This window comes from Mycobacterium sp. SMC-14 (assembly GCF_046250075.1).
GTDB lineage: Bacteria > Actinomycetota > Actinomycetes > Mycobacteriales > Mycobacteriaceae > Mycobacterium.
Genome location: NZ_CP176429.1, coordinates 2,239,502 through 2,264,196, shown reverse-complemented (window position 1 = coordinate 2,264,196; position 24,695 = coordinate 2,239,502). Strand labels below are relative to the sequence as shown.

The window sequence follows — 24,695 nt, the reverse complement described above, 5'->3', positions numbered from 1 at the left end:
AGTCCCTATCGGCGCGCGCCGGGTGATACCCGGCGCGCGCCGTAGACTTTGACCCCGTGACGCTCCGCGATGCCGACCATGATTTCCTGGCCCGCTGCGTCGAATTGGCCGGCGAGGCCGTGGCGCACGGCGACGATCCCTTCGGTTCACTGTTGGTCGACGCCGACGGAACGGTGCTCTTCGAGGACCGCAACCGCGCCGGTGACGGCGATGCCACCCGCCACCCGGAGTTCGCCATCACGCAGTGGGCGGTGTCCAATCTCAGCCCGGCGCAACGTGTCCGGACCACCGTCTACACCTCCGGCGAACACTGCGCGATGTGCGCCGCGGCCCACGCGTGGGTCGGATTGGGCCGGATCGTCTACGCGTCGTCGGCGGCGCAACTGACCGAATGGCTGCGCGATCTGCAGGTGCCGGCGGCCCCGGTGGCCCCGCTGCCGATCACCGCAGTCGCCCCCCACGCAGTGGTCGACGGGCCGGCGCCGCAATTCGAGGAAGACTTGAAGGCGCTGTTTAGGGCCCGCTACCAGGGCCGGTGACGCGCACCACGCTCACTCTCGGGCAAGCCACGCCAGTCGGTCCAGTGTCACCGGATCCTCCTGCCCGTCGTAGAAGCGGTCGAGCACCGCGCGAAAGCCGCTGCAGCAGCAGTTGCCGGTGTGGCCGCCACCCTCACATGCCCGCCCGAACAACGTCATCGACGAACGCAGCTTGATGTCGTCGGGCCAGCCCAGAATCTCCTCGATGGACCGCCCGCTCACCGCATTGGTCAGCAGCCCCACGCACTCCGCAAGGCGCGGCCCCAGTACACCGTGGGCCAGGTAGGCGCGGGCCTCGGCGGGCGACGCGATGCCGTAACGCTGGGCCATCGCGCTGGCCCCCAAGCCGGAGAGCTGCGGAAAGACGAACCACATCCAGTGGCTGCGTTTGCGGCCGGCGCGCAGCTCGGCCACCACGGTGTCGTAGACACCGGCCTGCGCGTCGACGAAACGCTGTAGCCCGAATGGGTCGGAGGTTCCGGCCATGCCATCAACCGTGGCACAGTTCGACGTGCAGCACGGAAGGAGTCAGCGATGTCGACGACGCAACGGCGGGTTCCCAGGATCGGTGAACTTGCGCCACTGATCCGCTTCCGCAGGCCACGATTGAACCGCACGGCGCGGCGTCTTGAGACAGCCCTGACCGTCGAGGACTTACGTCTGCTCGCCAAACGGCGCACTCCCCGAGCCGCCTTCGACTACACCGATGGCGCCGCCGAGGACGAGATCTCGTTGGAACGAGCCCGACAGGCCTTCCGGGACATCGAGTTTCATCCGGCCATCCTGCGTGACGTCTCCAGCGTCGACACCAGCCGCGAGGTGCTCGGGGCACCGGTGGCGTTGCCGTTCGCGATCGCACCGACCGGCTTCACCCGGCTGATGCACACCGCGGGAGAGCTAGCCGGCGCGCGCGCCGCCGAAGCCGCCGGCATCCCTTTCTCCCTGTCGACCCTGGGCACCGCCTCGATCGAAGACGTCGCGGCGGCCGCCCCCGGGGCCCGCCGCTGGTTTCAGCTGTACATGTGGCATGACCGCGACCGGTCGATGGCGTTGCTGCGCCGGGCCGCCGCAGCCGGCTACGACACCCTGCTGGCGACCGTCGACTGCCCGGTCGCCGGGGCGCGGCGGCGCGACTCCCGTAACGGCATGTCCATTCCGCCGGCGCTGACGCTGCGCACGGTCGCCGATGCCGCCGTCCATCCGGCGTGGTGGTTCGACCTGCTCACCACCGAACCGTTGTCCTTCGCGTCCCTGGACCGATGGTCGGGCACCGTCGCGCAGTACATGGACACCATGTTCGACCCGAGCCTGACCTTCGACGACTTGGCCTGGGTCAAGTCCCAATGGCCGGGCCGATTCGTGGTCAAGGGCATCCAGAGCGTCGCCGACGCGCGCGCCGTGGCCGAGCTCGGCGTGGACGGCATCGTGTTGTCCAACCACGGTGGCCGCCAGCTCGACCGGGCGCCGGTACCGTTTCAGCTGCTGCCCGAGGTGGTGCGCGAAGTCGGACGCGACACCGAGATCCTGCTGGACACCGGCATCATGTCCGGCGCCGACATCGTCGCCGCGATCGCGCTGGGCGCCCGCTGCACCCTGATCGGGCGGGCTTACCTCTACGGTCTGATGGCCGGTGGACAGGCCGGGGTGGACCGCGTGATCGACATCCTCGCCGAACAGATCCGGCGCACCATGCGGTTACTCGGGGTTCGCGAACTCGCCGAACTGTCGCCGCAGCATGTCACCCAGCTGCAGCGACTGATGCCCCGTCAGTAGCCGCGCGTCTCGCCCTCAGAAGGCCGGCGCCCGCGTCACCAAGGCGGCGATCATGTCGGTGAGCACACTCGCCTCGTCGGTGATATGCGCACCGCAGGCCTTGACGTCGATCACCGTGTCCGCCACCGCATTGAGCACCCGCTGGCAGCCGTAGCCCTCGGAACCCAGGGTGTAGGTCTGGGAGATCCGCGGTGGATCACCCGCCTCTTCCCCGATGGTCCAGGTGTAGGTGTTGTGGTCGGGATAGGTCACGGTGACCGTCTGGCCCACACAGCCCCGCCACTGGGCCACCGACTGCTCGACGAACGCCACGGCCTGTCCGGAGTGCGGGGCGAAGGCCACAATGTCCTGGTCCACGAACGGCCGGCCGTTGACCCCAGCGCGTTGCAGGCCGCCCGGCTCTTCCAGCACCTTCCACGCCGCCCGCTCGACCTGGCTGTTCCGGTAGGTCTCGTCCAGGCCGGGGTAGAGAACACCCAGGCATTCCGGCTGTGACGCCGCTATCGAACCGGCCGGCTTCAACGACTCGAGGTCGGCCTGCACGGTCTCCATCGCGGGGGTGGCCATCACGGCCTGTACGTCATCATCAGCGGCCAGGTTCGGCGCGGGGGCATCCGGCGACGTGCGGGTGAGTCCGAACGCCAGCGCACCCGCGGCCGCCACCGCCACCACGGCGCCGGCCACCAGTAGCTTCTTTGCCGGCCGTCCTCGATGTCGTTCCCCGGCACCGGCGGGATCCATACCGTGTGCACCGGTAGCAAGGCCTCCGGTGTCCGGCCGGCTGATCACGGGTCGCGGCCCGGTCACCGCGGCGACCGGCATGCCGACGGTGGCGGCGGTGAAGCTCGGGTCGTTGGCGGCCAGGACGGCGTCGACATCGGCGCGGGTGCGCACCGTGACGTCCGGCCGGTCGCGCAACCGGCAGAGCAGCTGAACGATGTCGTTGCGCACGGTGGGGTCGTGGCAGTCCTCATCGAGTCGGGATCGAAGTTCCAGAACGAGTTCACCCTGCTTGTGGTAGCTCAGCTCGGATCCCGACAACTCCGAGGAGAGCCGCATCAAGTAGGCGAAGGGCACCATCGGTTCTTCGGGCAACTGCGCGGGCAGCGGTACCGCGCGGCGCGACAGGCTCTGCAGGGCGGCGACCAACCGGGCATGGGCGGCGCCGTCACGGATTCGGTAGTCGATGATCTGTGTCGCGGCCAGTGGGGTGACACGCACACTGTCGACCGGGCCGATCTGTACCGGCAGAACCGGCCGTTGCAACGCTCGTGCATAGGCGAGCTCGGCCTGACAGGGCTTGGACCGTAGCGAATTGTTGGACAACGCGACGACGAACACCGAGCAGCACCGAATTCGGTCCAGGATCGTCTGCCACCACGCCTCGCCGCCACCCAGCTCCTCGTCCAGCCACACCTGCTGGTCAGCGCTGCGCAAGACGGAAACCAGCGGATCGACCAACGCGCGATCCTGGCTGGCGTAACTGACAAACAGCATGATCCTCTCCAGGGCCGGCATGCGCAGAAGCGGACCGAATTGCTCTCCAGTTTGTCAGACTGAAGGCCGATATCGGTCGTCCTGCGTCCGGGTTAGTGTACGAGAGAACAGAGCGCTTTTGCGATGGGCCGAGCAGGCCCAGCAAAGAAAGCGCGGGAGGAGAAACGCCGATGACCGGTCGTGCGGCCGAATCGAGTGCTCCGGCAAAGCCCGGGCGCGCAGCCCCGCCGCCGGAGACCCTGCAGCACAAGATGCTGACCGGTCTGACCGATCCCCACTGGTACTGGCTGCTGATCCCAGCGGGAATCGTTGCCTTCGTGCTGGGCCTCTGGGGCTACGGCTCCTATGAGGGGGGCGGGCATTCGTACTCCGACGCGGTCTATGGCGCGGTCAAGTTGTTCTTCCTGCACGCGGCTCCGCAACCGGAGAACCACGTCGGTCTCGCGCTGGACATTGCCCGCTTCCTGGCTCCGGTGGTAGCCGGGTGGGCGGCGCTCATTGCGTTGGTATCGATGTTTCGGGATCGGGTGCAACAGTTGCTTATCCCGTTCAAGCACGGGCATGTGGTCATCTGCGGTCTGGGCTATGCGGGGTTCGAGTTCGTCCGTGAGCTCCGTGCTGCGGGATATCGGGCCGTGGTCATCGAGTCCGACGAGGCCAATCCTCGAATCAGGACTTGCCGAAACTGGGGATTCCCAGTCGTCATCGGCGATGCGCAGCTCAGCGCGACCCTTGAATCAGCCGGAGTTCGGCGCGCAGCCCGGCTGCTCGCGGTGACCTCGGATAGCGTGGCCAATACCGAAATCGTCACGCTGGCGAGGCGTTTGGCCGATGACTCCAAGAAGTCACACGGGATCTTCGGCCGCTCGAGCAAGGATCACTTGCGCTGCCTTGCGCGCATCGAGGACCCCGCGCTGTGCGTGCTGCTGCGGCTCGCGGAATTCAACCGCGGCGACGACCGGTTCGTCGTCGACTTCTTCAACATCGACACGGTCGGCGCTCGACTGTTGTTGGCCGAGCATCCGCTGCGGATTGTGCCACGGCCCCACATTGCGGTCGCCCACCTCGATGGTGTCGGGTCGGGGTTGGTGTTTCAGGCGGCCCGTCAATGGCACGAGGAACGCGTGGACGACCAACCCCTGCGGGTGACGGTGATCGACGACCAGGCCGCCGTCAAGGTGGCCAAGCTGGTGGCCAATCATCCTTCCCTCGATGAGGTCTGCGAATTCCACTGCTCACCGGCCTCGGTGCGCGACATCGATCGGGTGGCGCAGGACACCGACCGGCCGGTTACCCAGGCGTATGTGACCGGCTATCACGACGAACGCAACGTCGAGTCGGCGCTGAACCTGCGCCGCGCCCTCGACAACGCGGTACCGGTGGTCACGACCATCTCACGCGCGTACGGCGTGGCCGACTTGCTCGAGGAACAGGCGCTCGGCGGCTCAGGGGTCACCGTCTTCCGGACGCTGCAGGAGACCTGCACCGTGGAACTCGTCGAGGGCGGATCACTGGAGGCCGTTGCCCACGAGATCCACCGCCGGTACTGCCTGATGCAACCCGCCGGTGCGCCGGCACCACCGCCCTGGCCGGAATTGGCGGATGCGCTCAAGAACTCCAGTCGGGCCCAGGCTCGGCACATCGGGGTGAAGCTGCGCAGCATCGGATGCGTGATCGCTCCGCTGCGCAACTGGCACGCCCGGGACTTCCAGTTCACCGACGACGAGATGGACAAGCTGGGCACCATGGAGCACGACCGCTGGATGCAGGAGAAGCTTGCCGCCGGTTGGACTCTGGGTGAAGAGGACCCGGTGCTCAAGAAGGACCCGCACCTGGTGCCGATGGCGCAGTTGCCACCCGAGGTCGCTGAGGTCGACCGGATCTTCGTGCGAGCAATCCCGGAGATGCTGGCGGCGGTCGGTTTGGAGATCATCGACGTGGCACAGACCGCGCCGAGATATCCGGTTCGCAGCCTTTCGCACTAGCAGTCGCGCACGGCCGGTCACGCCGGGTTTTCGCCCCGGCGAATCCGGGTATATGCGCTGCTGTGATCGCCCACAAAGAACTGGTACGTCGACTACTGCGGCGTGCGGGTACGACCTATGCCCAGGAGGCCGGCATCCGGTTGCGCAACCAACCGATGCCGCTGTTCCAGCTGCTGATGCTGTGTCTACTGGCCAGCAAGCCCATCGACGCCACCGTCGCGGCCCGCGCTGCCCACGAGCTGTTCAAGAGTGGGTTGCGTACGCCGCACAAGCTCCTCGAAGCCGATCGACAGACCCTGATCGAGGCCATGGGTCGGGCCCACTACCGCCGCTACGACGAGAGCTCGGCCACCATGCTCGTCGAATTGGCCGAAGCGGTGCAGGCTGACTACGGCGGTGACCTTCGGCTGCTGGCCGAGCGCAGCGGGCGCGATATCGCGGCGGCCACCGAAGCGCTGAAGGCCTTCAAGGGAATCGGTGATGTGGGCGCCAGCATCTTTCTCCGCGAGGTCCAAGACGTCTGGCCGTGGGCCCGCTCCACCTTCGACGACCGCGCGCTGGATGCCGCGCGTGATCTCGGGTTACCCAGTGATGCAAATCAACTCGGGGCACTTTCGCAGGGTCGCAATGCCGAACTCGCTGCCGCGCTGGTGCGCTACTCCGCCGACGCCGGCGTCCGCGAGCGACTGAGCGAATGACGAGCAGAGGACAGCACGTGTCTACATCGGCCACGCTTGTGATCGTCGGCGCCGGCCTGGCCGGGGCCAAGGCCGCTGAAACCCTCGTCGACAAGAACTTCGCCGGAACCATCGTGCTAGTCGGGGAGGAGCACCAGCTGCCCTACGAGCGGCCGCCGCTGTCCAAGGAGTTCCTTGCGGGCAAGAAGACCCTCGACGACTTCACCGTGAAACCCGTGTCCTGGTATCGGGAACACGAGATCGACCTGCGGCTGGGCGTCCGCGTCATCGGCGTGGATCCGTCCGGTCGCAGTGTCACGCTGGCCGACGGCACCAGCCTCGGCTACGACAAACTGCTGTTGGCGACGGGCTCGCGGTCTCGGCGGATACCGCTCCCGGGCGCCGACGCCCCCGGCGTGCACTATCTGCGGACCGTCGAGGACGCGTCCGCGCTGGATTCGGCGCTGGCGGGCGGAGATTCGCTGGCGGTGGTGGGTGGGGGCTGGATCGGTATGGAGGTGGCCGCCGCCGCACGCCAGCGCGGGGTCGACGTCACCGTGGTGGAAAGCGCCGCCCTGCCGCTGCTGGCTGGCCTCGGCCCGGAGAACGCCGCGGTCTTCGCCGACCTGCACCGCGAGCACGGCGTCGACCTGCGTACCGGGTCGACGGTCGCCGAGATCACCACCGCCGGCGGTGCCGCCGCCGGCCTGCGGTTGGGCGACGGCTCGCAGATCCGCGCGGACGCGGTGCTGGTCGCAGTCGGCGCGCAGCCCAACATCGAATTGGCGCAGCAAGCCGGTCTTTCCACCGGTGACGGCGGCGTCCTGGTGGACGCCGGGCTGCGCAGCAGCGACCCCGACATCTACGCCGTCGGCGATATCGCAGCCGCGCAGCATCGGTTGCTGCGCACCCGGGTCCGCACCGAACACTGGGCCAATGCCCTCAAGCAACCCGCTGTCGCTGCGGCGGGCATGCTCGGCGAAGCGGCCGAATACACCGAACTGCCTTACTTTTTCACCGACCAGTACGACCTCGGAATGGAATACGTCGGCTACGCGCCGCACTACACCCGCGTGGTGTTTCGCGGTGAACCCACCGGCCGCGAATACACCAGCTTCTGGCTCGACGACGACAATCGCGTGCTCGCCGGGATGAATGTCAACATTTGGGAGGGCCTCGACGACATCAAGGCCCTGATCAACGCCCAGGTCCCGGCGAATCCGGACCGGCTGGCCGACGCCGGGGTACCGCTGGGCGACCTGTCGAGTTAGACACCCGCGCCCGGGACCTAACGCAACGTCGCGGTGCCGTCTTCGTGCACGTCGACCGCGGCACCGGCGATGTCCTCGCGCACGGTCGCTGCGGCGGAATCGGGGTCCCGGATCACCGCCAGAGTCCGTGCCCCGTCTGGGGTGCGGACCGCCAGGAACGCCTGCACGGGCTGCCCGTCGCGATCGAACGGTGTGGTCCAGGACTCCACCTCACCGGTCCCCTGCCACTGCACCGCCGCCGGCCGAGAAGCCTGGGCATCCACCTCGGGTTGCACGTCTTCCCAACGGAATCCGGCCGGCGGCGGCTGCGTTCCGTACACACCGAAACTGTGTTTGGTCAGGTACCCGCCGTTGGCGGTGATCAGGCCGCGCCGCCCGGGATTGGCCACCAGCAGTTCGGCCAGGGTGGCGATCGAATGCATGACGTAGTTGTTCCACGGGCCACCGGCGAAGGTGAGCCCGCCGGTCACGGTCAGCGGTCGGCCGGGATCATCGGTGGGGAGCCCGAGTTCGGCCGCCGCAACCTGCACCGCGGACGGGAAACACGAGTACAGGTCGACGTGATCGATCTCGCCGATACCGGCGGCACCAGCCAGCTCCAATGCCCGGGCCCCCGCGATCCGGATCGCCGGCGATCGGTGCAGTTCGGCGCGGTCGGCAATGGCGTAGGTGTCGTGGGCGTCGGCACCGGCCTGGGGGAAAATCCAGTTCTCGGTGGGGACCCGCAACTCGGTGGCGGTCTCGACCGAGGTCAGCACCAGCGCGGCCGCCTGATCCACCATGTTGTTGGAGTTCATCAACTTGGTGTAGGGCCAGCTGATCATCCGGTTCTTCGGGCCCGGCTGCCAGATCTCCTCGGCGGTGACCGGGTGCCGGATCCACGCGTGCGGGTTGTCGACGGCGACCGCATTGAACCGCGACCACAGTTCACCGATGCGCCTGCGGTGGTCTTCGGCCTTCTCCCCCGCGGCGATCCGCAACGCCTGTTCGAACAAAGGGTAGACGTAGGCGGGCCGGTCCAATCCGATGCGCTCTTCGGCGGGGCCGACCATCGGCACGTCTTCGCCCTCGCACTCGGCCATCGGGACCGAGTCGTCCTGCTGCGTCCAGACCAGTTTCGCGCCGGCACGCCGCAGCCTGGTCCGGGTGCGCCACGTCTCGCCGCCGGCCACCAGCACCACGCCCGCTCGACCGTCGCGGATATCCAGGCAGGCTTGATTCACCAAAGACTGCGGCACGTTGCCGCCCACGGGGCTGTACCGGGTGGCGGGGCGCTGCGCCCCGATCCGCTGTCCGAGCAGCGCGCCCGGGTCGCGGTAGCGCGCCGAGAGCAGGTTGACCACCCGAACCGAGTCGACCGCGCGCAGCACCCGGTCGTGAGCGGCGTGGCGCGCCGCGGCCACCATGAGATCGACGAGTTCTATCGCGTCGGTGTCGTCGCGGTGGTTGACCTGGCCGTAGCCGATCAGTACCGGTGTCCGGGGGTCGACAGGCATGGACGTCAGACTAATCCGCGGCGTTCATGCGAACAGCACACCGTCGGCGATCAACCGGTCGGTCTCGCCGTCGTCGAGTCCGAGCAGCGAGCGGCAAATCTCCCGAGTGTCCTGACCGGGCAGCGGCGCGGGCCGCTGCGGCGCCACCGGGATGTTGCGGAAAGGTGCGGGGCCGGTTTCGGCCGGCAGCGGATGCTCGATCAACGGGTGGGTCATGGGCGCGAACACCGCGCGGTGAGCCAGCTGGGGATCGTCGGCGACGTCGGGCGGCCGACTCATCGGCGCGGCGGCCACGCCGCGGCCCTGCAGCAGTTCGGCTACCCCGGCGGGGGTATCGACCGCGGTGTGGCGGGCCAACGCCGACGCCAGCTGCGCATGGTGGAGCGCGCGACCGGCACCAGTGCTGAAGCTTGGCTCGGCGGCCAACGCGTCGTCACCGAAAGCCGCAGCGACAGTGCGCATATCGACGTCAGTGCGGATCGAGATCACACACCATTCGTCGTCGCCGACGCACGGGCAGACCAGATCCACCGCGGTGTCCGGCTGGACCGACGAGCCCGCGGCGCGGGCCACATAGCTGGTGTCGAGCTGGTTTACCGCGGTCTCGGCCTGCGACACATGGACGTGACTGCCGGCGGCGGTGCGCCGGCTAGCGATCAGCGCGGCCAGCGCACCGATCGCGGCAACCCGCGCAACGACATGGTCGGGAAAAACGGTGGTCGCGTCGTAGAACGGATGACGCTCCGTGTCGCTGGACCCCTCCGGGGCCGTCCACAGCGCGGTGACCCCGGTAGTGGCACGTACCAGCGGGCCATACCCCATCCGGTCACTCCACGGCCCGGTCTCACCAAAAGCACTGCTCTCGGCGAGAACGACCCGCGGGTTGATCTCACGCAAGACATCGTAGGAAAAGCCAAGGGCAGCAAGCGTTCCCGGCTTGAAGTTGGCGAACACCGCGTCCGCGGCGCCGACCAGGCGAGTGAAGATCTCCTTGCCGGCCGGGCTGCGCAGATCCAGGCCGAGCCCGGAGTTGTTGCGGTGTGTCCAGGCGAACGACTCGCTCATTACCGAACCGGGGCGGGCCTGCCGCAGCCCGTCGGGGTAGGCGGCGCTCTCCACCTTGATGATCTCGGCGCCCAGATCGCCGAAGAGCCGGCTGGCCTCGCCGCCGGCGACGATCACTCCCAGGTCGACGATCCGCAGACCCTCGAACGGCCGGGCACCCACCGCACCACCGAAGGTCTGCTCCGTCAACGGTTCGGCCAGCCATCCGGCTTCCACCTCGCCGACGGCCGGGGCCGGGGTCCGAAATCCGGCGCGCTGGTCGTCGACCACGTAGTAGCCGGTCGGGATCACGACCGGCAGCCCCGGGGCCAGCTCGGTCCGGGTGACCGCTTGCGCGGCCGCGAAGTGTTCCTCGGCCAGTACCTGCGCCGGGTCACCGACCGCGGCGATGGGCACCCCGCGAGCTTGCCCGGCGGTGACCAGCTCCGCCATGTCCTGGCCGGCGAACAGTTCGCGAATCAGGGCACTGATCTGTTGCCAGACCGCGAACCGTTCGCCGATCACGCCGAACTTGGGATCGGCGTACTCGGCCGGCTCCCCCAGCCAGCTCCACAGTGCACGCCACTGGCGCGGGGACATGACGCAGAGCCGGACGTAGCCGTCGCGGCACGGATAGATCGGGTAGGCGTCCTGGTTGCGGGGCCGCCCGCGCCAGCGGCTCGATGCACGTTGGGCCGCGGCGACCTGGCCGTGCGCGCCGAATATCGGGTCGAGCACGGTGGCCACCGCATCGAACCGGGAGAAATCGATGTAATCCCCGGTTCCGCAGCGCAACCGGTTGTAATAGGCGACCAGCACCGCCCAGGCAGCCTGCACCGCCGCGGTCGCCGAGGCGATCCCATCGGGCGGCAATACCGGGGTCCCTGTGGTGGGGCCCGACCTCGACAGGGCCCCGGAGAGCGCGTAGAGCACCGCGTCGGTGGCCTGCCATCGTGAGCGCGGCCCGCTGGTCCCGAAATCGGTGACCGACATCGTCACCAGGTGAGCGAACCGGTCGGCCAGCTCACCGCAGGAGGTCCCGAAGTCCGCAGCGCGGCCCGGCAGGCCGCCGTCCACCACGATGTCTGCAGTGCTCGCCAGCTCGTCGAAGCGGCGGCGGTCCCGCTCGTCGCTGGGGTCCAGAGTGATGCTGCGCTTGTTGGCGTTGTGCAGCGCGAATGCGATGCTCACACCGCCCAGCAGCGGAGCGGCGGCACGCGCCGGACTGCCACCGGGGGGTTCCACCTTGAGCACGTCGGCACCCAGATCGGCGAGCAACCGGGTGACCGCATCGGCGTCGCCGCCGGCCAGATCAAGCACACGAACCGATTTCAGCAGCACGGGAGTCAGGGTAATGAATCGGTTGCCGGGTTCGGAGTTGGGCGCGACAATGGAAAAGGTGAGTGCAGCCAACGCGACTCCGTTAACGCCCACACTCTCCGACGATGAACTGGCCCGCCTCGACGCCTACTGGCGGGCCGCCAATTATCTCTCCGTAGGCCAGATCTACCTGCTGGACAATCCGCTGCTCGCCGAGCCACTGCGGGCCGAGCACGTCAAGCCCCGGCTGCTGGGGCACTGGGGTACTACGCCTGGGCTGAACCTGGTCTACCTCCACCTGAACCGGATCATCCGGGACCGCGACGCCGACGTCATCTTCGTCACCGGGCCCGGCCACGGCGGCCCGGCGCTGGTCGCCAACGCCTACCTCGAGGGCACCTACAGCGAGGTCTACACCGGGATCGGCGAGAACGTCGACGGGCTGCGGAAGTTGTTCCGGCAGTTCTCTTTTCCCGGGGGGATTCCCAGTCACGTGGCGGCCGAGACGCCGGGCTCCATCCATGAAGGCGGCGAGCTCGGATATGCGCTGGTGCATGCATTCGGCGCCGCCTTCGACAACCCGCAACTGGTGGTCGCCTGCGTGATCGGCGACGGCGAGGCCGAGACCGGACCGCTGGCTGCCAGCTGGCACGCGAACAAGTTTCTCAACCCGGCCGTGGACGGCGCGGTGCTGCCGATTCTGCATCTCAACGGCTACAAGATCGCCAACCCCACTGTGCTGGCTCGCATTCCGCAGCCAGAATTGGAATCGTTGCTACGCGGCTACGGGTACCGTCCGATCACCGTCGCCGGCGACGACCCGGCCGTCGTACACCAGCTGCTCGCCGCCGCCCTCGATGACGCGTTCGACGACATCGCGGCGATCCAGCGAGCCGCGCGCGCCGAGGGCTCGTCGATGCGGCCGGTGTGGCCGATGATCGTGCTACGCACCCCGAAGGGTTGGACCGGACCGAAGGTGGTCGACGGACAACAGGTGGAGGGGACCTGGCGGGCACATCAGGTGCCGCTCGCACAGACCCGTACCGACCCCGACCATCGCCGCCAACTGGAGGACTGGCTCCGTAGCTACCGCCCTGCGGAACTGTTCGACTCCTCCGGACGCCTGGTGCCGGAGCTGTCGGCGCTGGCGCCGCACGGGCACCGGCGGATGAGCGCCAACCCGCATGCCAACGGAGGGCTGCTGCTCCGCGATCTGGACCTGCCTGATTTCCGCGACTATGCGGTGCCGGTGACCGAGCCGGCCACCGAGACGCATGAGGCCACTCGGGTGCTCGGCACGTTCTTGCGCGATGTGATCGACCGCAACCGCGACCGGTTCCGGTTGATGGGTCCCGACGAAACGGCCTCCAACCGGCTCTCGGCGGTCTTCGACACGACCGATCGGGTCTGGTTGTCGCAGACCGCTCCCGGTGACGATCACCTGGCGCCGGACGGGCGAGTCCTCGAAGTGCTCTCGGAGCACCTGTGCCAGGGCTGGCTGGAGGGCTATCTGCTGACCGGCCGGCACGGGCTGTTCAACTGCTACGAGGCGTTCGTGCACATCGTCGACTCGATGTTCAACCAGCACGCCAAATGGCTGGCTGTCAGCCGCGAACTCCCGTGGCGAGCGCCGATCGCCTCGCTGAACTACCTGCTGACCTCCCACGTCTGGCGCCAGGACCACAACGGGGCGTCTCATCAGGATCCCGGGTTCATCGATCTGGTGGCCAACAAGCGACCCGAGGTGGTGCGGGTTTACCTGCCGCCGGACGCCAACACGCTGCTGTCGGTGGCCGATCACTGCCTGCGCAGCCGCAACTACGTCAACGTGATCGTCGCCGGCAAGCAGCCCGCTCTGGCCTACTTGGATATGTCGGCAGCGGTGGCGCACTGCACTCGCGGACTGGGGATCTGGGACTGGGCCGGCACCACCACCGGGGAGCCGGACGTGGTGCTCGCCTGCGCCGGGGATATTCCGACGCTGGAAACCCTGGCCGCCGCCGACATTCTGCGCGACGAGCTGCCCGATCTCGCCGTGCGGGTGGTCAATGTCGTGGACATCATGCGCCTGCAACCGACGACCGAACATCCGCACGGGTTGCCGGACAACGAGTTCGACGCGCTGTTCACCCGCGACAAGCCGGTGATCTTCGCTTATCACGGCTACCCCTGGCTGATCCACCGGCTCACCTACGCGCGGACGAACCACGACCAGATGCATGTGCGCGGGTACCGCGAACGCGGCACCACGACAACACCGTTCGACATGGTGATGCTCAACGATCTGGATCGCTTTCACTTGGTGATGGACGTCATCGACCGGGTGCCGCGGTTGGGCGGTCGCCACGCGGTGCTGCGCCAGCAGATGGTCGATGCGCGAATGGCGGCGCGGCTCTACACCCGCGAGCACGGGGAGGACGATCCCCGGATCACCAACTGGACCTGGCGATCGGGCGCAGACCCCAACGGCGGCGAGATAAGGTGACGGCCATGACTGCTCACCCCGCACCGGTCCGGATGCCCCGCAAGGCGATGTCGTTGCTGCTCGGCGCCCTCGTCGCGTCGGCCACCCTCGCCGGTGCCGGGTCGGCCGGCGCTACGCCGGACCACACCAAGGTGCCGGTCCGCTACGACCTCACCGGTACCGGGGTCGCCAGCTACATCACCTACCAGGGCCAGAACGGTCAGTCGCACGCCACCAACGCCCCGCTGCCGTGGTCCATTCAGCTGACCGGCTCGATGACGAACGCGGCCAGTCCGTCCTCGTACTCGCTGAGTGCCCAGAGCGCCGGTCCCGGCGCCCTGACCTGCACGGTCACCGTCAACGGCAAGGTGGTCAGCGAGAACACCGCCACCGGCAACCCGGCGCGGGTGCTGTGCGAGACCCACGGCCCCAAGTAGGCCGAATCTGACCCCGCGGTAGGGCGTCCCCGACGACGCCACCGCCCCCGAAGCGCCGTCACGCGTAGAATTCGGTGCAATGTCTGGCCACGAGTTCGCGGTGCCCTGGGGGCGGCACCCTTTGGTGTCGCAACTCTCGGCGCTGAATCACTTCCGCGCCTTCGTCGATGTCGCCGTCGTCGTGGTGGTGCTGGCGCTCGCCAATTTGATCGCCCACTTCACCACCCCGTGGGCCGCGGTTGCCACCGTCCCGGCCACCGCGGTCGGCTTGATCGCACTGGTCCGCTACAACGGCCTGAGCTGGAGCGAGCTCGGCCTGGGCCGCGCGCATTGGAAAGCCGGCTTCGGCTACGCGCTGGCCGCGGTGGCGGTCGTGGTGTCGGTGATCGCGATCGGCGTGATGTTGCCCGTGACCCGGCCGATGTTCTTGAACAACCACTACGCCACGGTTTCCGGTGCGCTGGTGGCATCGATGGTCGTCATCCCGCTGCAGACCGTGATCCCCGAGGAGTTGGCGTTCCGCGGTGCACTGCACGGCGCACTGCACCGGGCCTGGGGGTTTCGTGGGGTGGCCGCGGCCGGCTCGCTGTTGTTCGGCCTGTGGCATGTCGCCACATCCCTGGGCCTGACCAGCAGCAACGTCGGTTTCACCCGCATTCTCGGGGGTGGGTTCTTCGGCATGCTGGCCGGCGTGACGCTCGCGGTGCTGGCCACCGGGGCCGCGGGCTTCGTGTTCAGCTGGTTGCGGCGGCGCAGCGGCAGCCTGATCGCGCCCATCGCGCTGCACTGGTCGCTCAATGGGGTCGGGGCGCTGGCCGCCGCTCTGGTGTGGCAAGTGTCCTCCTGAGCCGCGGCATCAACCTCGCGGCTCAGACCAACAGCACCGCCGCACCGGCGATCCGGCCCGCAGCCAGGTCCGCCAGGGCCCGGTCCGCCTCGCCCAGCGAGTACACCGGCGTGGTCACGTGGATGTGGTGCGCGGCAGCGAAGTCGAGGAAAGCGTGGGCATCCGCGCGAGTGTTGGACGTGACCGACCGGATCTGACGCTCACGGAACAGGTGACGTTGGTAGTTCAGCGGTGGGATGTCGCTGAGATGGATTCCGGCAATGGCCAGGGTTCCGCCGGCGTCCAATGCCTGACAGGCGGGCAGCACCAGCTCGCCGACCGGGGCGAACAGGATCGCGGAGTCCAGCGGCACCGGTGGCGGATCCGCGGCGCCCTGGGCCGAGGCAACGCCCAGCTCCAGAGCCAGTTCCCGCGCACGTTCACCGCGGGTCATCACGTGTACCTCGGCGCCGCCGGCGAGGGCGACCTGCGCGGTGATGTGCGCACTGCCCCCGAACCCGTAGATCCCCAACCGCCCACCCGGGGGCAGGGCGGCGCGCTGCAAGGACCGGTAGCCGATGATGCCCGCGCACAGCAACGGCGCCAACTCGGTGTCGCTGTAGCCGCCGGGCAGGCGCAGTGCGAAAGCAGCTGGCACGGTGGTGAATTCGGCATAGCCGCCATCGTCATCCCAGCCGGTGTAGCGGGACTGCGGGCAGAGGTTCTCGTCGCCTCGCCGGCAGTAGCGACATGTGCCGCAGGTGTGCCGTAGCCAGGCGATTCCGACCCGGTCCCCCACCGCGAACTCGTCACCGACCTCGGCACCGACCTCGACGACTTCGCCGACCACCTCGTGGCCGGGGATCACACCGGGCCGGTGTACGGGAAGGTCGCCTTCGGCGACGTGCAGGTCGGTGCGGCACACGCCGCAGGCGTGCACGGCCACCAGCAGCTCCGAGGGCTGCGGTCGCGGCACCGCGGTGCCGACCCGCTCGAGTGGTCGGTTGGCTATCGGGCCGGGCCGTTGGACACGCCATCCCGACATCGACACACCGGTCATCTGCGACGCCATAGACCTATGGTGCGCGTTCGAGAGCCGGGACGGCTACCTGCGGCGAGCCAGTCCGACGACCCACAGCAAGATGATGGCCCCGCCCAGCGAGACGAAGAAGGTGAACCACCGGCGGCCGTGCTCAACATCGACACCGAGCCAGCCGAGCAGCATGCCGCCGATGAATCCGCCGATCACCCCGATCACGACGTTGAGCAGGATCCCCGATCCGCCGCGCTTCATGATGCGGTTCGCCAACCAGCCGGCGACGCCGCCGATCAGGACATACGCCAGCCAGCTGACCGACGTCGGTGTGGACAGTGAGGCAGCGAGGTAGCTTCCGGCCATGGGCGTGAGCAGTGGGGTTTACGCAGCAGGTGCCGGGGCCGGGGCCGGTGCGGGAGCCGGCGCGGGCGCCGGAGCCGGAGCGGGTGCCGGGATTCCCGGAATGCCCGGGGCCGGTGCGGGCGCTGCTTCCGCGGGGGGCGCGCCCAGCGGCCGGATGGACTCGGCCAGCGCGATCGCCGCGTTGGTGTCCACCGGGTTGTTGGCGGTGCCCAGCCACACCACGAACCACCGCTCGGCCTGCGGTCCGGTGCCCTCGGCCGGCGGCACACCGATCACGCCGCTCCAGATCTGGCCGACCGGCTTGGCCGGGTCGGTGAACTTGACCTCGTAGTACGACGCGCTGCCGGTCAGGCCGCCCCCGGTGAGCGGCGCGTTCACCTGGTTGGCGCGGGTTCCCGGGTAGGGCATGAAGAACTCGCCCATGTCCGATCCGAGGCGGGTCGCGGCCTTGGCGTTGTCCGCCTCAGCGCTGGCGTACAGCCGCTGGTCGAGCTTGCCGAGCACGATCCTGGTGTCGTTGGCCACCGGCGCCGGCTGCCCCGGCAGCATCGGCTCGCCGGTCTTCTTGCTCAGTAGTGACGAACCGTATTCAAGGTGGCTGGTGTCGGACTGCACCCAGCCGCCCGGCAGCACAAAACTGAACCCGCCCGCGACGTCGTCGACGCGGCCCACCTCGGGAGCGGCGGGTTCGGCGGGCGGAGCCGGGACGTTCGGGTCGGCCGCCGGGGCATCCGCGGAGGCCGGGGGTGCGGGGGGCGGCGGCGGCACCGGGTCCGCGTATACCGGCGCCGCAACGGCGAACGCCAACGCACCGGCGACCGCGGTCGCGGCCATCGCCCGAATTCCCCTGGAGGTCAGGTCCACCTGCTTCATGGCAGAAAAACCTACCGCGTTGCCATCGCTACGCAAGTTACGCCGTGCCGAGGTGTGTCGCGCGCAGCGTCACTTCCTGGGCTTTGACCCCCAGCCAGACCGTCTCCCCCGGCGTCAGGCGCAGTTCCGCCGCCGCGTCTGCGGTGATGTCTGCCGCCAGTCCCGGCGCACCGTCGGGCTGGTCCACACCGCGCACCTGAACCGTGCTGCCGCGTACCGCGAGTTCGGCCACGGTCACTTCCAGAAGATTACGCGGACTGCCGTGGCGCGGCGGCTCCCGGTAGACCGCCACCGCCGCAGGTGTGCTGACCGCGACTGCCGGCCGGCCCGCGCTCGCGCCGTCATCGGCGGTCCCATACCACCTGTCCCCCCACCCGGTGCGCAGTACGCCATCGCCGTCAAGGACCCCGGCGACCAGATTGAATCCGGCGATCTGTGCCCCGAACCGACTACGTGGCGCGGCCAATACATCTGCGGTGCGGCCGATCTCAGCGACCCGGCCGGACTCCAGCACCAGCACCCGGTCAGCCAACGCGAATACGTCGAGCAGGTCATGGGTGACCAGCACGGTGGTGCGACCGGCCGCACCGAGCACGTCGCGAAGCACCGTGCGCACCGCGGCCGCCGCTCCCACGTCGAGCCCGGCCAGTGGCTCGTCGAGCAACAGCACCTCCGGTTCAGCGGCCAGCGCACGCGCGATCGCGACCCGCTGCGCCTGCCCTCCGGAGAGCCGCCGCGGCCGCCGCTCGGCCAGCCCCTCGGCGTCGACCGCGCGCAACCACGGCGCCGCGACCGCCCGAGCGTGCCCCCGGCGACGGTCGAAGCGACGCCGGCTCCCCGACCCGAACGCCACATTGGCCGCCACACTCAGATGCGGGAAAAGCAGCGGATCCTGCGCCAGCAGCCCGACCCGGCGCTCGCAGGTGGCCACCTGCACCCCGGCCCGGGTGTCGGTCAGCACCCGATCACCCGTGCGGACCAGGCCTTCATCGGGCCGCAGCAAACCCGCGATCACATGCAGCAGGGTGGACTTACCGGCGCCGTTTGCCCCCAGGACCGCCAACACTTCGCCCGGCGCGACGCTCAATCGCACGTCCAGGCCGCGCTGCGCCACCACCGCCACCACGCTGAGCCCCCCGGACTCGACGGTCATCTGATCCCGCCCAGCCGCCGAACGCCCAGTCCCAGCACCACCACTGCGGCGACAGCCACCAGCAGCAGCGACATCGCCGCCGCGGCGTCGGCATCCGACACTCGCTGCAGATAGATGGCCAGCGGCAACGTCCGGGTGACGCCTTCAAGGGAGCCGGCGAAAGTCAGCGTCGCCCCGAATTCCCCGAGGGAGCGCGCGAATGCCAGCACCGCTCCCGAGATCAGGCCCGGAGTCAGCAGCGGCAGCGTGACACGCCACCACACCGCGCTGGGCCGGGCACCCAGCGTGGCCGCCACCGTCTCGTAGTCGGCACCGGCGGTCCGCGCCGCGCCTTCCAGGGCGATCACCAGAAACGGCAACGACACGAATGTCTGCGCCAGCACCACCGCGGTGGTGGTGAACGCGATATGGATTCCGGCGGCCTCCAGATAGCGCCCCAGCAATCCGAGCCGGCCGAATGCGTACAGCAGCGCAATTCCGCCCACCACCGGTGGCAGGACCAGCGGCAACAGCACCAGCGGCCGTAGCAGGCGCACCAACCGCGCCTGGCTGCGCGCCAGCACCAGCGCCATCGGCACGCCGAGCAGCAGACACAGCACCGTGCTGGCCGCGGCGGTGCGCAGGCTCAGTCCCAGCGCGGTGGTGGCCGACGGACTGCTGATCAGCGTCCAGAAATGTGGCCAGTCGACTTTGGTTGCGATCCCCACCAGCGGCAACACCACGAACGCCGCACCGATCGCGGCGGGCACATAGACCCAGCCCGGCAGGTGATCAGGCCGGCCGACCACGGCGGGTCAGGGCTTACCGAAACCGGCCGCGTGCAGCACCTTGCGCCCCGCCTCACCGGTGACCAGATCGACGAACGCGCGGGCCGGCCCGGGCGACGGCGCTTCCCGCAGCAGCACGATCGGGTAGGTGTTGACCGCGCCGGCAGCCTCGGGGAACTCGATGGTGGCCACCTGGTCTCCGGCGTGTTGCGCATCGGTGCGGTAAACCACACCGGCATCGGCCTGGCCGGTGGTGACCTTGTTGAGGACGTCGGTGACGTCGGGTTCCTCGCTGACCGGTGTGACCGTGACTCCGGTGGCCTCTTCGACTTTGTGGGTCGCCGCGCCGCACGGGACCGGCGATTGACACACCACCACGTCCAGTCCGGGTTCGGCGAGATCGGCGAAGGACCGCACCCTGTGCGGGTTGCCGGGGGCCGTCACTATCACCAGCGTGTTGGTGGCGAACGGCACCGCCGCGCCGTCCAGCAGGCCGGCCTGCGCGACCTTGTCCATCTGGATGGTGTTGGCCGAGGCGAAGACGTCGGCGCGCGCCCCTTGCGTCAGCTGGGTGGCCAGGTCTGACGATCCGGCGAAGTTGAAGGCCACCGCCACGCCGGGATTGTCGGTTTTGAACTGCTCGGCGATCTCGGTGAATGCCGGCTCCAGTGATGCCGCCGCGAACACGGTGATCGTCGGCGTCGCCGGCCCGGAGCCACAGCCGGCCAGTCCCGTCGCCAGCATGACCGCCACCGCGCCGCAGACCGCCCGGGTACGCCCCATGGTTTGGCAGCCTAGCGGCGATCGCAAGCGCTGCGAAGCAGCGCGCCGCGGGTCGACGCCCGGGGCACAGCGGCGATCGCAAGCGCTGCGAAGCAGCGCGCCGCGGGTCGGCTCAGGGCGCACCCCGGACTGTGGCCGGATCGTGTCTGTGCCGAGTTCCGCCCCATCTCCGAAAACCGGCTACCGTCCAGTAACATAGCTTCCAACACGAGGAGGATCTACCGATGGATGTGCTGGTCACCGGTGGTGACACCGACTTGGGTCGCACCATTGCCGAGGGTTTCAGCGAGGCCGGGCACAAGGTGACGCTCGCCGGCCTGCGGGGCCCCGAGCTTGAGGTCGCCGCCAAAGAACTCGACGCCAACGCGGTCGTCTGCGATAACACTGACCCGACGAGCATGCTGGCTGCCCGCGGACTGTTTCCGCACCATCTCGACACCATCGTCAACGTCCCGGCACCGCGTTGGCAGGGCGGCGACCCCCGCGGCTACTCGCTGGCCGACCAGGCCACCGCCTGGCGCAGCGCGCTCGACGCCACCGTGCTGTCCGCGGTGCTGACCGTCGGGACCATCGGCGACCACCTGCGCTCGGGCGGCTCGATCATCTCGGTGCTGCCGGACAACCCCAGCGACGGCAGTGCTGACGCGGCGGTCAAGGCCGCCCTGTCGAACTGGACCGCCGGACAGGCCACCACCTTCGGCACCCGCGGGATCACCGTCAACGTGGTAGCCGCCGGCGAAGGCGCCCGTCCGGGCTACGACGGGCTTACCCGCGTGCCGCCCACCGGGGTCGCTGAAATCGCCCGTCTCGCGGTGTTTTTGACCTCGCCGGCTTCCCGGCACATCACCGGCCAGACGCTGCACGTCGGCCACGGAGCGCTGGCCTGCTTCAGCTGACTGTGACGGGAGTGGCTAATCCCACAACCACTGGATGCGGTGACCGCCTTTTAGGTCGACTAGCGTATTGGGGGAACGCAGTCACCGTCGAGGAGCAACCGGATTCCCATGAGCGCCCAGCCTGAAGTCACTGCGCAGCAGAGCCGACGCCACCAGGTCGTCATCATCGGCTCGGGATTCGGTGGGTTGACCGCGGCGAAGAAGCTCAAGCGAGCCGACGTCGACGTCAAGTTGATCGCCCGTACCACCCACCACTTGTTCCAGCCGCTGCTGTACCAAGTGGCGACGGGCATCCTGTCCGAGGGCGAGATCGCGCCGTCCACCCGTGTCGTGCTGCGCAAGCAGCGCAACGCCCAGGTGCTGCTCGGCGACGTCTCACGCATCGACCTGGCCGGCAAGTTCGTCACCTCCGAGGTGCTCGGCCACACCTACGACACCCCGTTCGACAGCTTGATCATCGCGGCCGGCGCCGGACAGTCCTACTTCGGCAACGACCAGTTCGCCGAGTTTGCGCCCGGCATGAAGACCATCGACGACGCCCTGGAGTTGCGGGGTCGCATCCTGAGCGCCTTCGAGCAGGCCGAACGGTCCCGAGACGAAGCCCGGAGGGAGAAGCTGCTGACCTTCACCGTGGTCGGCGCGGGCCCCACCGGTGTCGAAATGGCCGGGCAGATCGCCGAATTGGCGAACTACACACTCAAGGGCGCGTTCCGCAACATCGACTCGACCAAGGCGCGGGTGATCCTGCTCGATGCCGCTCCGGCCGTGCTGCCACCGATGGGCGAGAAACTGGGCGCCAAGGCAGCCGAGCGGCTGCAGAAGATGGGCGTGGAGATCCAGCTCGGTGCCATGGTCACCGATGTCGACCGCAACGGCCTTACCGTCAAGGACGCCGACGGCAAGATCCGGCGGATCGAGTCCCAGTGCAAGGTGTGGTCCGCCGGTGTGTCGGCCAGCCCGCTGGGCCGTGATCTCGCCGAGCAGTCTGACGTGGAGCTCGACCGAGCCGGGCGGGTCAAGGTGCTGCCGGACCTGTCCGTGCCGGGTCACCCGAACGTCTTCGTGGTCGGCGACATGGCGGCCGTCGACGGTGTCCCCGGTATGGCGCAGGGTGCCATCCAGGGCGCCAAGCACGCCGCCAGCACTATCAAGGCCGAGCTCGGCGGCGCCGACCCGGCCGACCGGGAACCCTTCCAATACCTGGACAAGGGTTCGATGGCCACGGTCTCCCGGTTCTCCGCGGTCACCAAGATCGGGCCGCTGGAGTTCAGCGGTTTCCTGGCCTGGCTGGCCTGGCTGGGGCTGCACCTGATCTACCTGGTCGGGTTCAAGAACAAGATCAGCACCCTGCTGTCGTGGAACGTGACCTTCCTGAGCACCCGGCGCGGTCAGCTCACCATCACCGAGCAGCAGGCCTTCGCCAGAACCCGGCTGGAACAGCTCGAGGTGCTGGCGGCCGAGGCGCAGCGCGGCGCGGAGCGCGCGGTCAGCTAGCGCGGTCCGTCGCCATCGGCCTGGCCCGATCTGCGCCGAACGATTTAATCCGACAGGTTCTGCAGCCGGACCTGGCCGCGAGCGAGCGTCCGCTGGTCGGCGTCGGTGATCGTCACCAACCACAACTGCTGACGTCGGCCGCGATGGATCGGGGTGGATGCGGCGTATACGGTTCCCGACGAGACTGCCCGCAGGAAATCGGTGTTGTTGTTGACCCCGACCACGGTGCCGACCGCGTCCCCGCCGTCGCGGTTGAGCCAGGTGTGCGCCGAAACGCTGGCCACGCTTTCGATGATCGAGCAGTACACGCCGCCGTGCACGATGCCCGCCGGCTGGCAGAGTTTGGGCTGCAGCTCCAGTTGGGCGCGCGCACCGTCCGGGCCGATCTCGGTGTAGACCAGGCCGATCTCTTTGTCGAAGGGCGCAGAGAAATCGGACGGAACTCCGGTGGCAGCCATGTGATGGTTTTACACGATGCCCGCCCCGGCGATCCGTGCCCATCACATCCGGGTCGCAGCAGACCCTCAGCTTCTGATACGACGCCCGGTAGTAATTAAGGGTAGGCTTGCTCCGTTGCCCGGGGAGTTGATAACAAACATGGCGAAACAGACCCATTTAGGGGACTTGGAACGTGCGGTGATGGACCATCTGTGGTCGTCGCCGGAGTCTCAGACGGTGCGCGAGGTCCACGAAGCGCTGTCAGTGCAACGCGACCTGGCCTACACGACCGTGATGACGGTCCTGCAGCGACTGGCCAAGAAGAATCTGGTGTCGCAGATTCGCGACGACCGCGCGCACCGCTACACACCGGTCCGGGGCCGCGACGAACTGGTCGCCGGGCTGATGGTGGAAGCACTCGATCAGGCTGCTGACTCCGGTGACCGCCGGGCTGCGCTGGTGCATTTCGTGGAACGGGTCGGTGTCGACGAGGCCGATGCGTTGCGGCGTGCACTGGACGAACTCGAGGCCAAACACCGCATTCGGCTGCCAGGTAGCGGCCGACCCGCTTCCTGAGGGAGACTAACAGCGTGTCCGCGCTGGCCTTTTCCATCGTCGCGCTGTTGCTCGTAGGGCCGGTACCCGCCCTGCTGGCGCGCGCCGACTGGCCGCTACGCGCCCCCCGGGCCGCGCTGGTGCTCTGGCAGGCCATCGCGATCGCCGCTGTGCTGTCGGCGTTCAGCGCGGGCCTGGCCACCGCGAGCCGCCTGCTGATGCCGGGCCCGGACGGCCGACCCACCTCGACGATCCTCGGCTCATTGGACCGCCTGGGTTGGGGGCTGTGGACCTTCTACGTCGCGGTCTTCGCCTTGACCCTGATGGTCGGGCTGCGCCTCACGTGGACGGTGTTGCGGGTCGCGATCCGCACCCGCCAGCGCCGGGCCCACCACCGCATGCTCGTCGACCTGGTGGGCGTCACCGACCGCCCGCCCGCCGTGCGCACCAGTGGCCTGCGGATTCTGCAGGTGATGCAGCCGCTCGCCTACTGCCTGCCCGGGGTGCGAAGCCGGGTGGTGGTCAGTTCGGGCACTCTGCACGCGCTCGGTGACACCGAGTTGGCCGCACTGTTGTGCCATGAACGGGCTCATCTGCGCGCCCGACATGACCTCGTGTTGGAGGCGTTCTCGGCGGTGCACACTGCGTTCCCCTGGTTCGTGCGCAGCGCCAGTGCCCTGGACGCGGTGCGGCTGTTGATCGAACTTCTCGCCGACGACGCGGCCGTACGAGTGGCCGGCGCCCCTCCCCTGGCCCGCGCCCTGGTGACCTGTGCCTCGGCCAAAGTCCCCACCGGCGCGCTGGCGGCCGGCGGCACCAACACGGTGCTGCGCGTGCAACGGCTGTCGGGGCGGGGCAACAGCCCTGCGCTGGCCGCCGCCGCCTATTCGGCCGCGGCCGGGGTGCTGACGGTGCCCACGGTGGCGCTCGCGGTACCGTGGCTGACCGAGCTGCATCGACTGATCGCGGGGTAACCCGCGCCACCCGGCCTGCCGGGATCGAATCACC

The 24,695-nt window shown here is 68.8% G+C and carries 23 protein-coding genes; 12 read left to right on the top strand and 11 right to left on the bottom strand.

The genetic code is table 11. The annotated features are described in order from the left end of the window. Positions 1–56: 56 nt before the first annotated feature. Positions 57–539, top strand: coding sequence for a deaminase (locus ACKY0W_RS10510; RefSeq protein WP_409437491.1), 483 nt, complete (start codon positions 57–59; stop codon positions 537–539). Between the two features lie 12 nt (positions 540–551). Here the strand turns inward: ACKY0W_RS10510 and ACKY0W_RS10505 are convergent, their stop codons facing one another. Beyond that, positions 552–1,025, bottom strand: a complete 474-nt coding sequence (locus tag ACKY0W_RS10505) for a DUF1810 domain-containing protein (RefSeq protein ID WP_409437490.1) — start codon at positions 1,023–1,025, stop codon at positions 552–554. Between the two features lie 48 nt (positions 1,026–1,073). Between ACKY0W_RS10505 and ACKY0W_RS10500 the strand changes: the two genes are divergently transcribed. Next, positions 1,074–2,312, top strand: a complete 1,239-nt coding sequence (locus ACKY0W_RS10500; protein ID WP_409437489.1) for an alpha-hydroxy acid oxidase — start codon at positions 1,074–1,076, stop codon at positions 2,310–2,312. Between the two features lie 15 nt (positions 2,313–2,327). Here ACKY0W_RS10500 and ACKY0W_RS10495 read toward each other — a convergent pair whose 3' ends face one another. Continuing rightward, the gene (locus tag ACKY0W_RS10495; protein WP_409437488.1) at positions 2,328–3,809 is read right to left on the bottom strand and encodes a sensor domain-containing protein; all 1,482 of its coding nucleotides are present in this window, start codon (positions 3,807–3,809) and stop codon (positions 2,328–2,330) included. Positions 3,810–3,979: 170 nt separating this feature from the next. On the opposite strand from ACKY0W_RS10495, the gene ACKY0W_RS10490 reads away from it, so the two are divergent. From ACKY0W_RS10490 to ACKY0W_RS10480, 3 genes are all read left to right on the top strand, one after another. Continuing rightward, positions 3,980–5,794 carry an NAD-binding protein gene (locus ACKY0W_RS10490; RefSeq protein ID WP_409437487.1) on the top strand — a complete coding sequence of 605 codons (1,815 nt, stop codon included), beginning with the start codon at positions 3,980–3,982 and terminating at the stop codon, positions 5,792–5,794. A gap of 62 nt (positions 5,795–5,856) precedes the next feature. Beyond that, on the top strand, positions 5,857–6,492 hold the full coding sequence (locus ACKY0W_RS10485; RefSeq protein WP_409437486.1) for an endonuclease: 636 nt from the start codon (positions 5,857–5,859) through the stop codon (positions 6,490–6,492). Positions 6,493–6,509: 17 nt separating this feature from the next. Continuing rightward, positions 6,510–7,742 (top strand): NAD(P)/FAD-dependent oxidoreductase, encoded by a 1,233-nt coding sequence (locus ACKY0W_RS10480; RefSeq protein ID WP_409437485.1) that lies wholly within the window; start codon positions 6,510–6,512, stop codon positions 7,740–7,742. Between the two features lie 17 nt (positions 7,743–7,759). On the opposite strand, the gene ACKY0W_RS10475 is transcribed toward ACKY0W_RS10480, so the two are convergent. After that, complete coding sequence (locus tag ACKY0W_RS10475) at positions 7,760–9,238, bottom strand: acetyl-CoA acetyltransferase (RefSeq protein WP_409437484.1); 1,479 nt, start codon at positions 9,236–9,238, stop codon at positions 7,760–7,762. 24 nt (positions 9,239–9,262) lie between these two features. Beyond that, on the bottom strand, positions 9,263–11,638 hold the full coding sequence (locus ACKY0W_RS10470; protein WP_409437721.1) for a CoA transferase: 2,376 nt from the start codon (positions 11,636–11,638) through the stop codon (positions 9,263–9,265). On the opposite strand from ACKY0W_RS10470, the gene ACKY0W_RS10465 reads away from it, so the two are divergent. The 3 genes from ACKY0W_RS10465 to ACKY0W_RS10455 all read left to right on the top strand — a co-directional run bounded on the left by ACKY0W_RS10465 (position 11,637) and on the right by ACKY0W_RS10455 (position 15,350). Continuing rightward, positions 11,637–14,087, top strand: a complete 2,451-nt coding sequence (locus tag ACKY0W_RS10465) for a phosphoketolase (protein ID WP_409437483.1) — start codon at positions 11,637–11,639, stop codon at positions 14,085–14,087. The genes ACKY0W_RS10470 and ACKY0W_RS10465 overlap by 2 nt on opposite strands. Positions 14,088–14,092: 5 nt before the next feature. Continuing rightward, positions 14,093–14,503, top strand: coding sequence for an MmpS family transport accessory protein (locus tag ACKY0W_RS10460; RefSeq protein WP_409437482.1), 411 nt, complete (start codon positions 14,093–14,095; stop codon positions 14,501–14,503). 79 nt (positions 14,504–14,582) lie between these two features. Continuing rightward, positions 14,583–15,350, top strand: a complete 768-nt coding sequence (locus ACKY0W_RS10455) for a CPBP family intramembrane glutamic endopeptidase (RefSeq protein ID WP_409437481.1) — start codon at positions 14,583–14,585, stop codon at positions 15,348–15,350. A gap of 22 nt (positions 15,351–15,372) precedes the next feature. Here ACKY0W_RS10455 and ACKY0W_RS10450 read toward each other — a convergent pair whose 3' ends face one another. From ACKY0W_RS10450 to modA, 6 genes are read right to left on the bottom strand one after another with little or no spacing between them, the layout of a single operon-like run. Beyond that, positions 15,373–16,401: a zinc-binding alcohol dehydrogenase family protein gene (locus ACKY0W_RS10450; protein WP_409437480.1), complete on the bottom strand. Its 1,029-nt coding sequence runs from the start codon at positions 16,399–16,401 to the stop codon at positions 15,373–15,375. A gap of 33 nt (positions 16,402–16,434) precedes the next feature. Beyond that, a complete protein-coding gene (locus ACKY0W_RS10445) occupies positions 16,435–16,728 on the bottom strand; it encodes a GlsB/YeaQ/YmgE family stress response membrane protein (RefSeq protein ID WP_409437479.1) in 294 nt (97 codons plus the stop codon). A gap of 18 nt (positions 16,729–16,746) precedes the next feature. Further along, positions 16,747–17,601, bottom strand: coding sequence for an alanine and proline-rich secreted protein Apa (locus tag ACKY0W_RS10440; RefSeq protein WP_409437478.1), 855 nt, complete (start codon positions 17,599–17,601; stop codon positions 16,747–16,749). A 37-nt stretch (positions 17,602–17,638) separates the two neighbouring features. Then, positions 17,639–18,754 (bottom strand): sulfate/molybdate ABC transporter ATP-binding protein, encoded by a 1,116-nt coding sequence (locus ACKY0W_RS10435; RefSeq protein ID WP_409437477.1) that lies wholly within the window; start codon positions 18,752–18,754, stop codon positions 17,639–17,641. Beyond that, complete coding sequence (locus ACKY0W_RS10430) at positions 18,751–19,542, bottom strand: ABC transporter permease (RefSeq protein WP_409437476.1); 792 nt, start codon at positions 19,540–19,542, stop codon at positions 18,751–18,753. The genes ACKY0W_RS10435 and ACKY0W_RS10430 overlap by 4 nt, the downstream gene beginning before the upstream one ends. 6 nt (positions 19,543–19,548) lie before the next feature. After that, positions 19,549–20,304 carry a molybdate ABC transporter substrate-binding protein gene (gene modA / locus ACKY0W_RS10425; protein ID WP_409437475.1) on the bottom strand — a complete coding sequence of 252 codons (756 nt, stop codon included), beginning with the start codon at positions 20,302–20,304 and terminating at the stop codon, positions 19,549–19,551. Positions 20,305–20,528: 224 nt separating this feature from the next. On the opposite strand from modA, the gene ACKY0W_RS10420 reads away from it, so the two are divergent. Next, a complete protein-coding gene (locus tag ACKY0W_RS10420) occupies positions 20,529–21,200 on the top strand; it encodes an SDR family oxidoreductase (protein WP_409437474.1) in 672 nt (223 codons plus the stop codon). 108 nt (positions 21,201–21,308) lie between these two features. Next, positions 21,309–22,694, top strand: a complete 1,386-nt coding sequence (locus ACKY0W_RS10415) for an NAD(P)/FAD-dependent oxidoreductase (protein WP_409437473.1) — start codon at positions 21,309–21,311, stop codon at positions 22,692–22,694. Positions 22,695–22,738: 44 nt separating this feature from the next. On the opposite strand, the gene ACKY0W_RS10410 is transcribed toward ACKY0W_RS10415, so the two are convergent. Then, positions 22,739–23,152: a PaaI family thioesterase gene (locus ACKY0W_RS10410; protein ID WP_409437472.1), complete on the bottom strand. Its 414-nt coding sequence runs from the start codon at positions 23,150–23,152 to the stop codon at positions 22,739–22,741. A gap of 139 nt (positions 23,153–23,291) precedes the next feature. Between ACKY0W_RS10410 and ACKY0W_RS10405 the strand changes: the two genes are divergently transcribed. Both ACKY0W_RS10405 and ACKY0W_RS10400 read left to right on the top strand, forming a co-directional pair. Next, positions 23,292–23,708, top strand: coding sequence for a BlaI/MecI/CopY family transcriptional regulator (locus ACKY0W_RS10405; RefSeq protein ID WP_406757146.1), 417 nt, complete (start codon positions 23,292–23,294; stop codon positions 23,706–23,708). Positions 23,709–23,722: 14 nt separating this feature from the next. Further along, positions 23,723–24,661 carry a M56 family metallopeptidase gene (locus tag ACKY0W_RS10400; protein ID WP_409437471.1) on the top strand — a complete coding sequence of 313 codons (939 nt, stop codon included), beginning with the start codon at positions 23,723–23,725 and terminating at the stop codon, positions 24,659–24,661. Positions 24,662–24,695 lie beyond the last annotated feature (34 nt).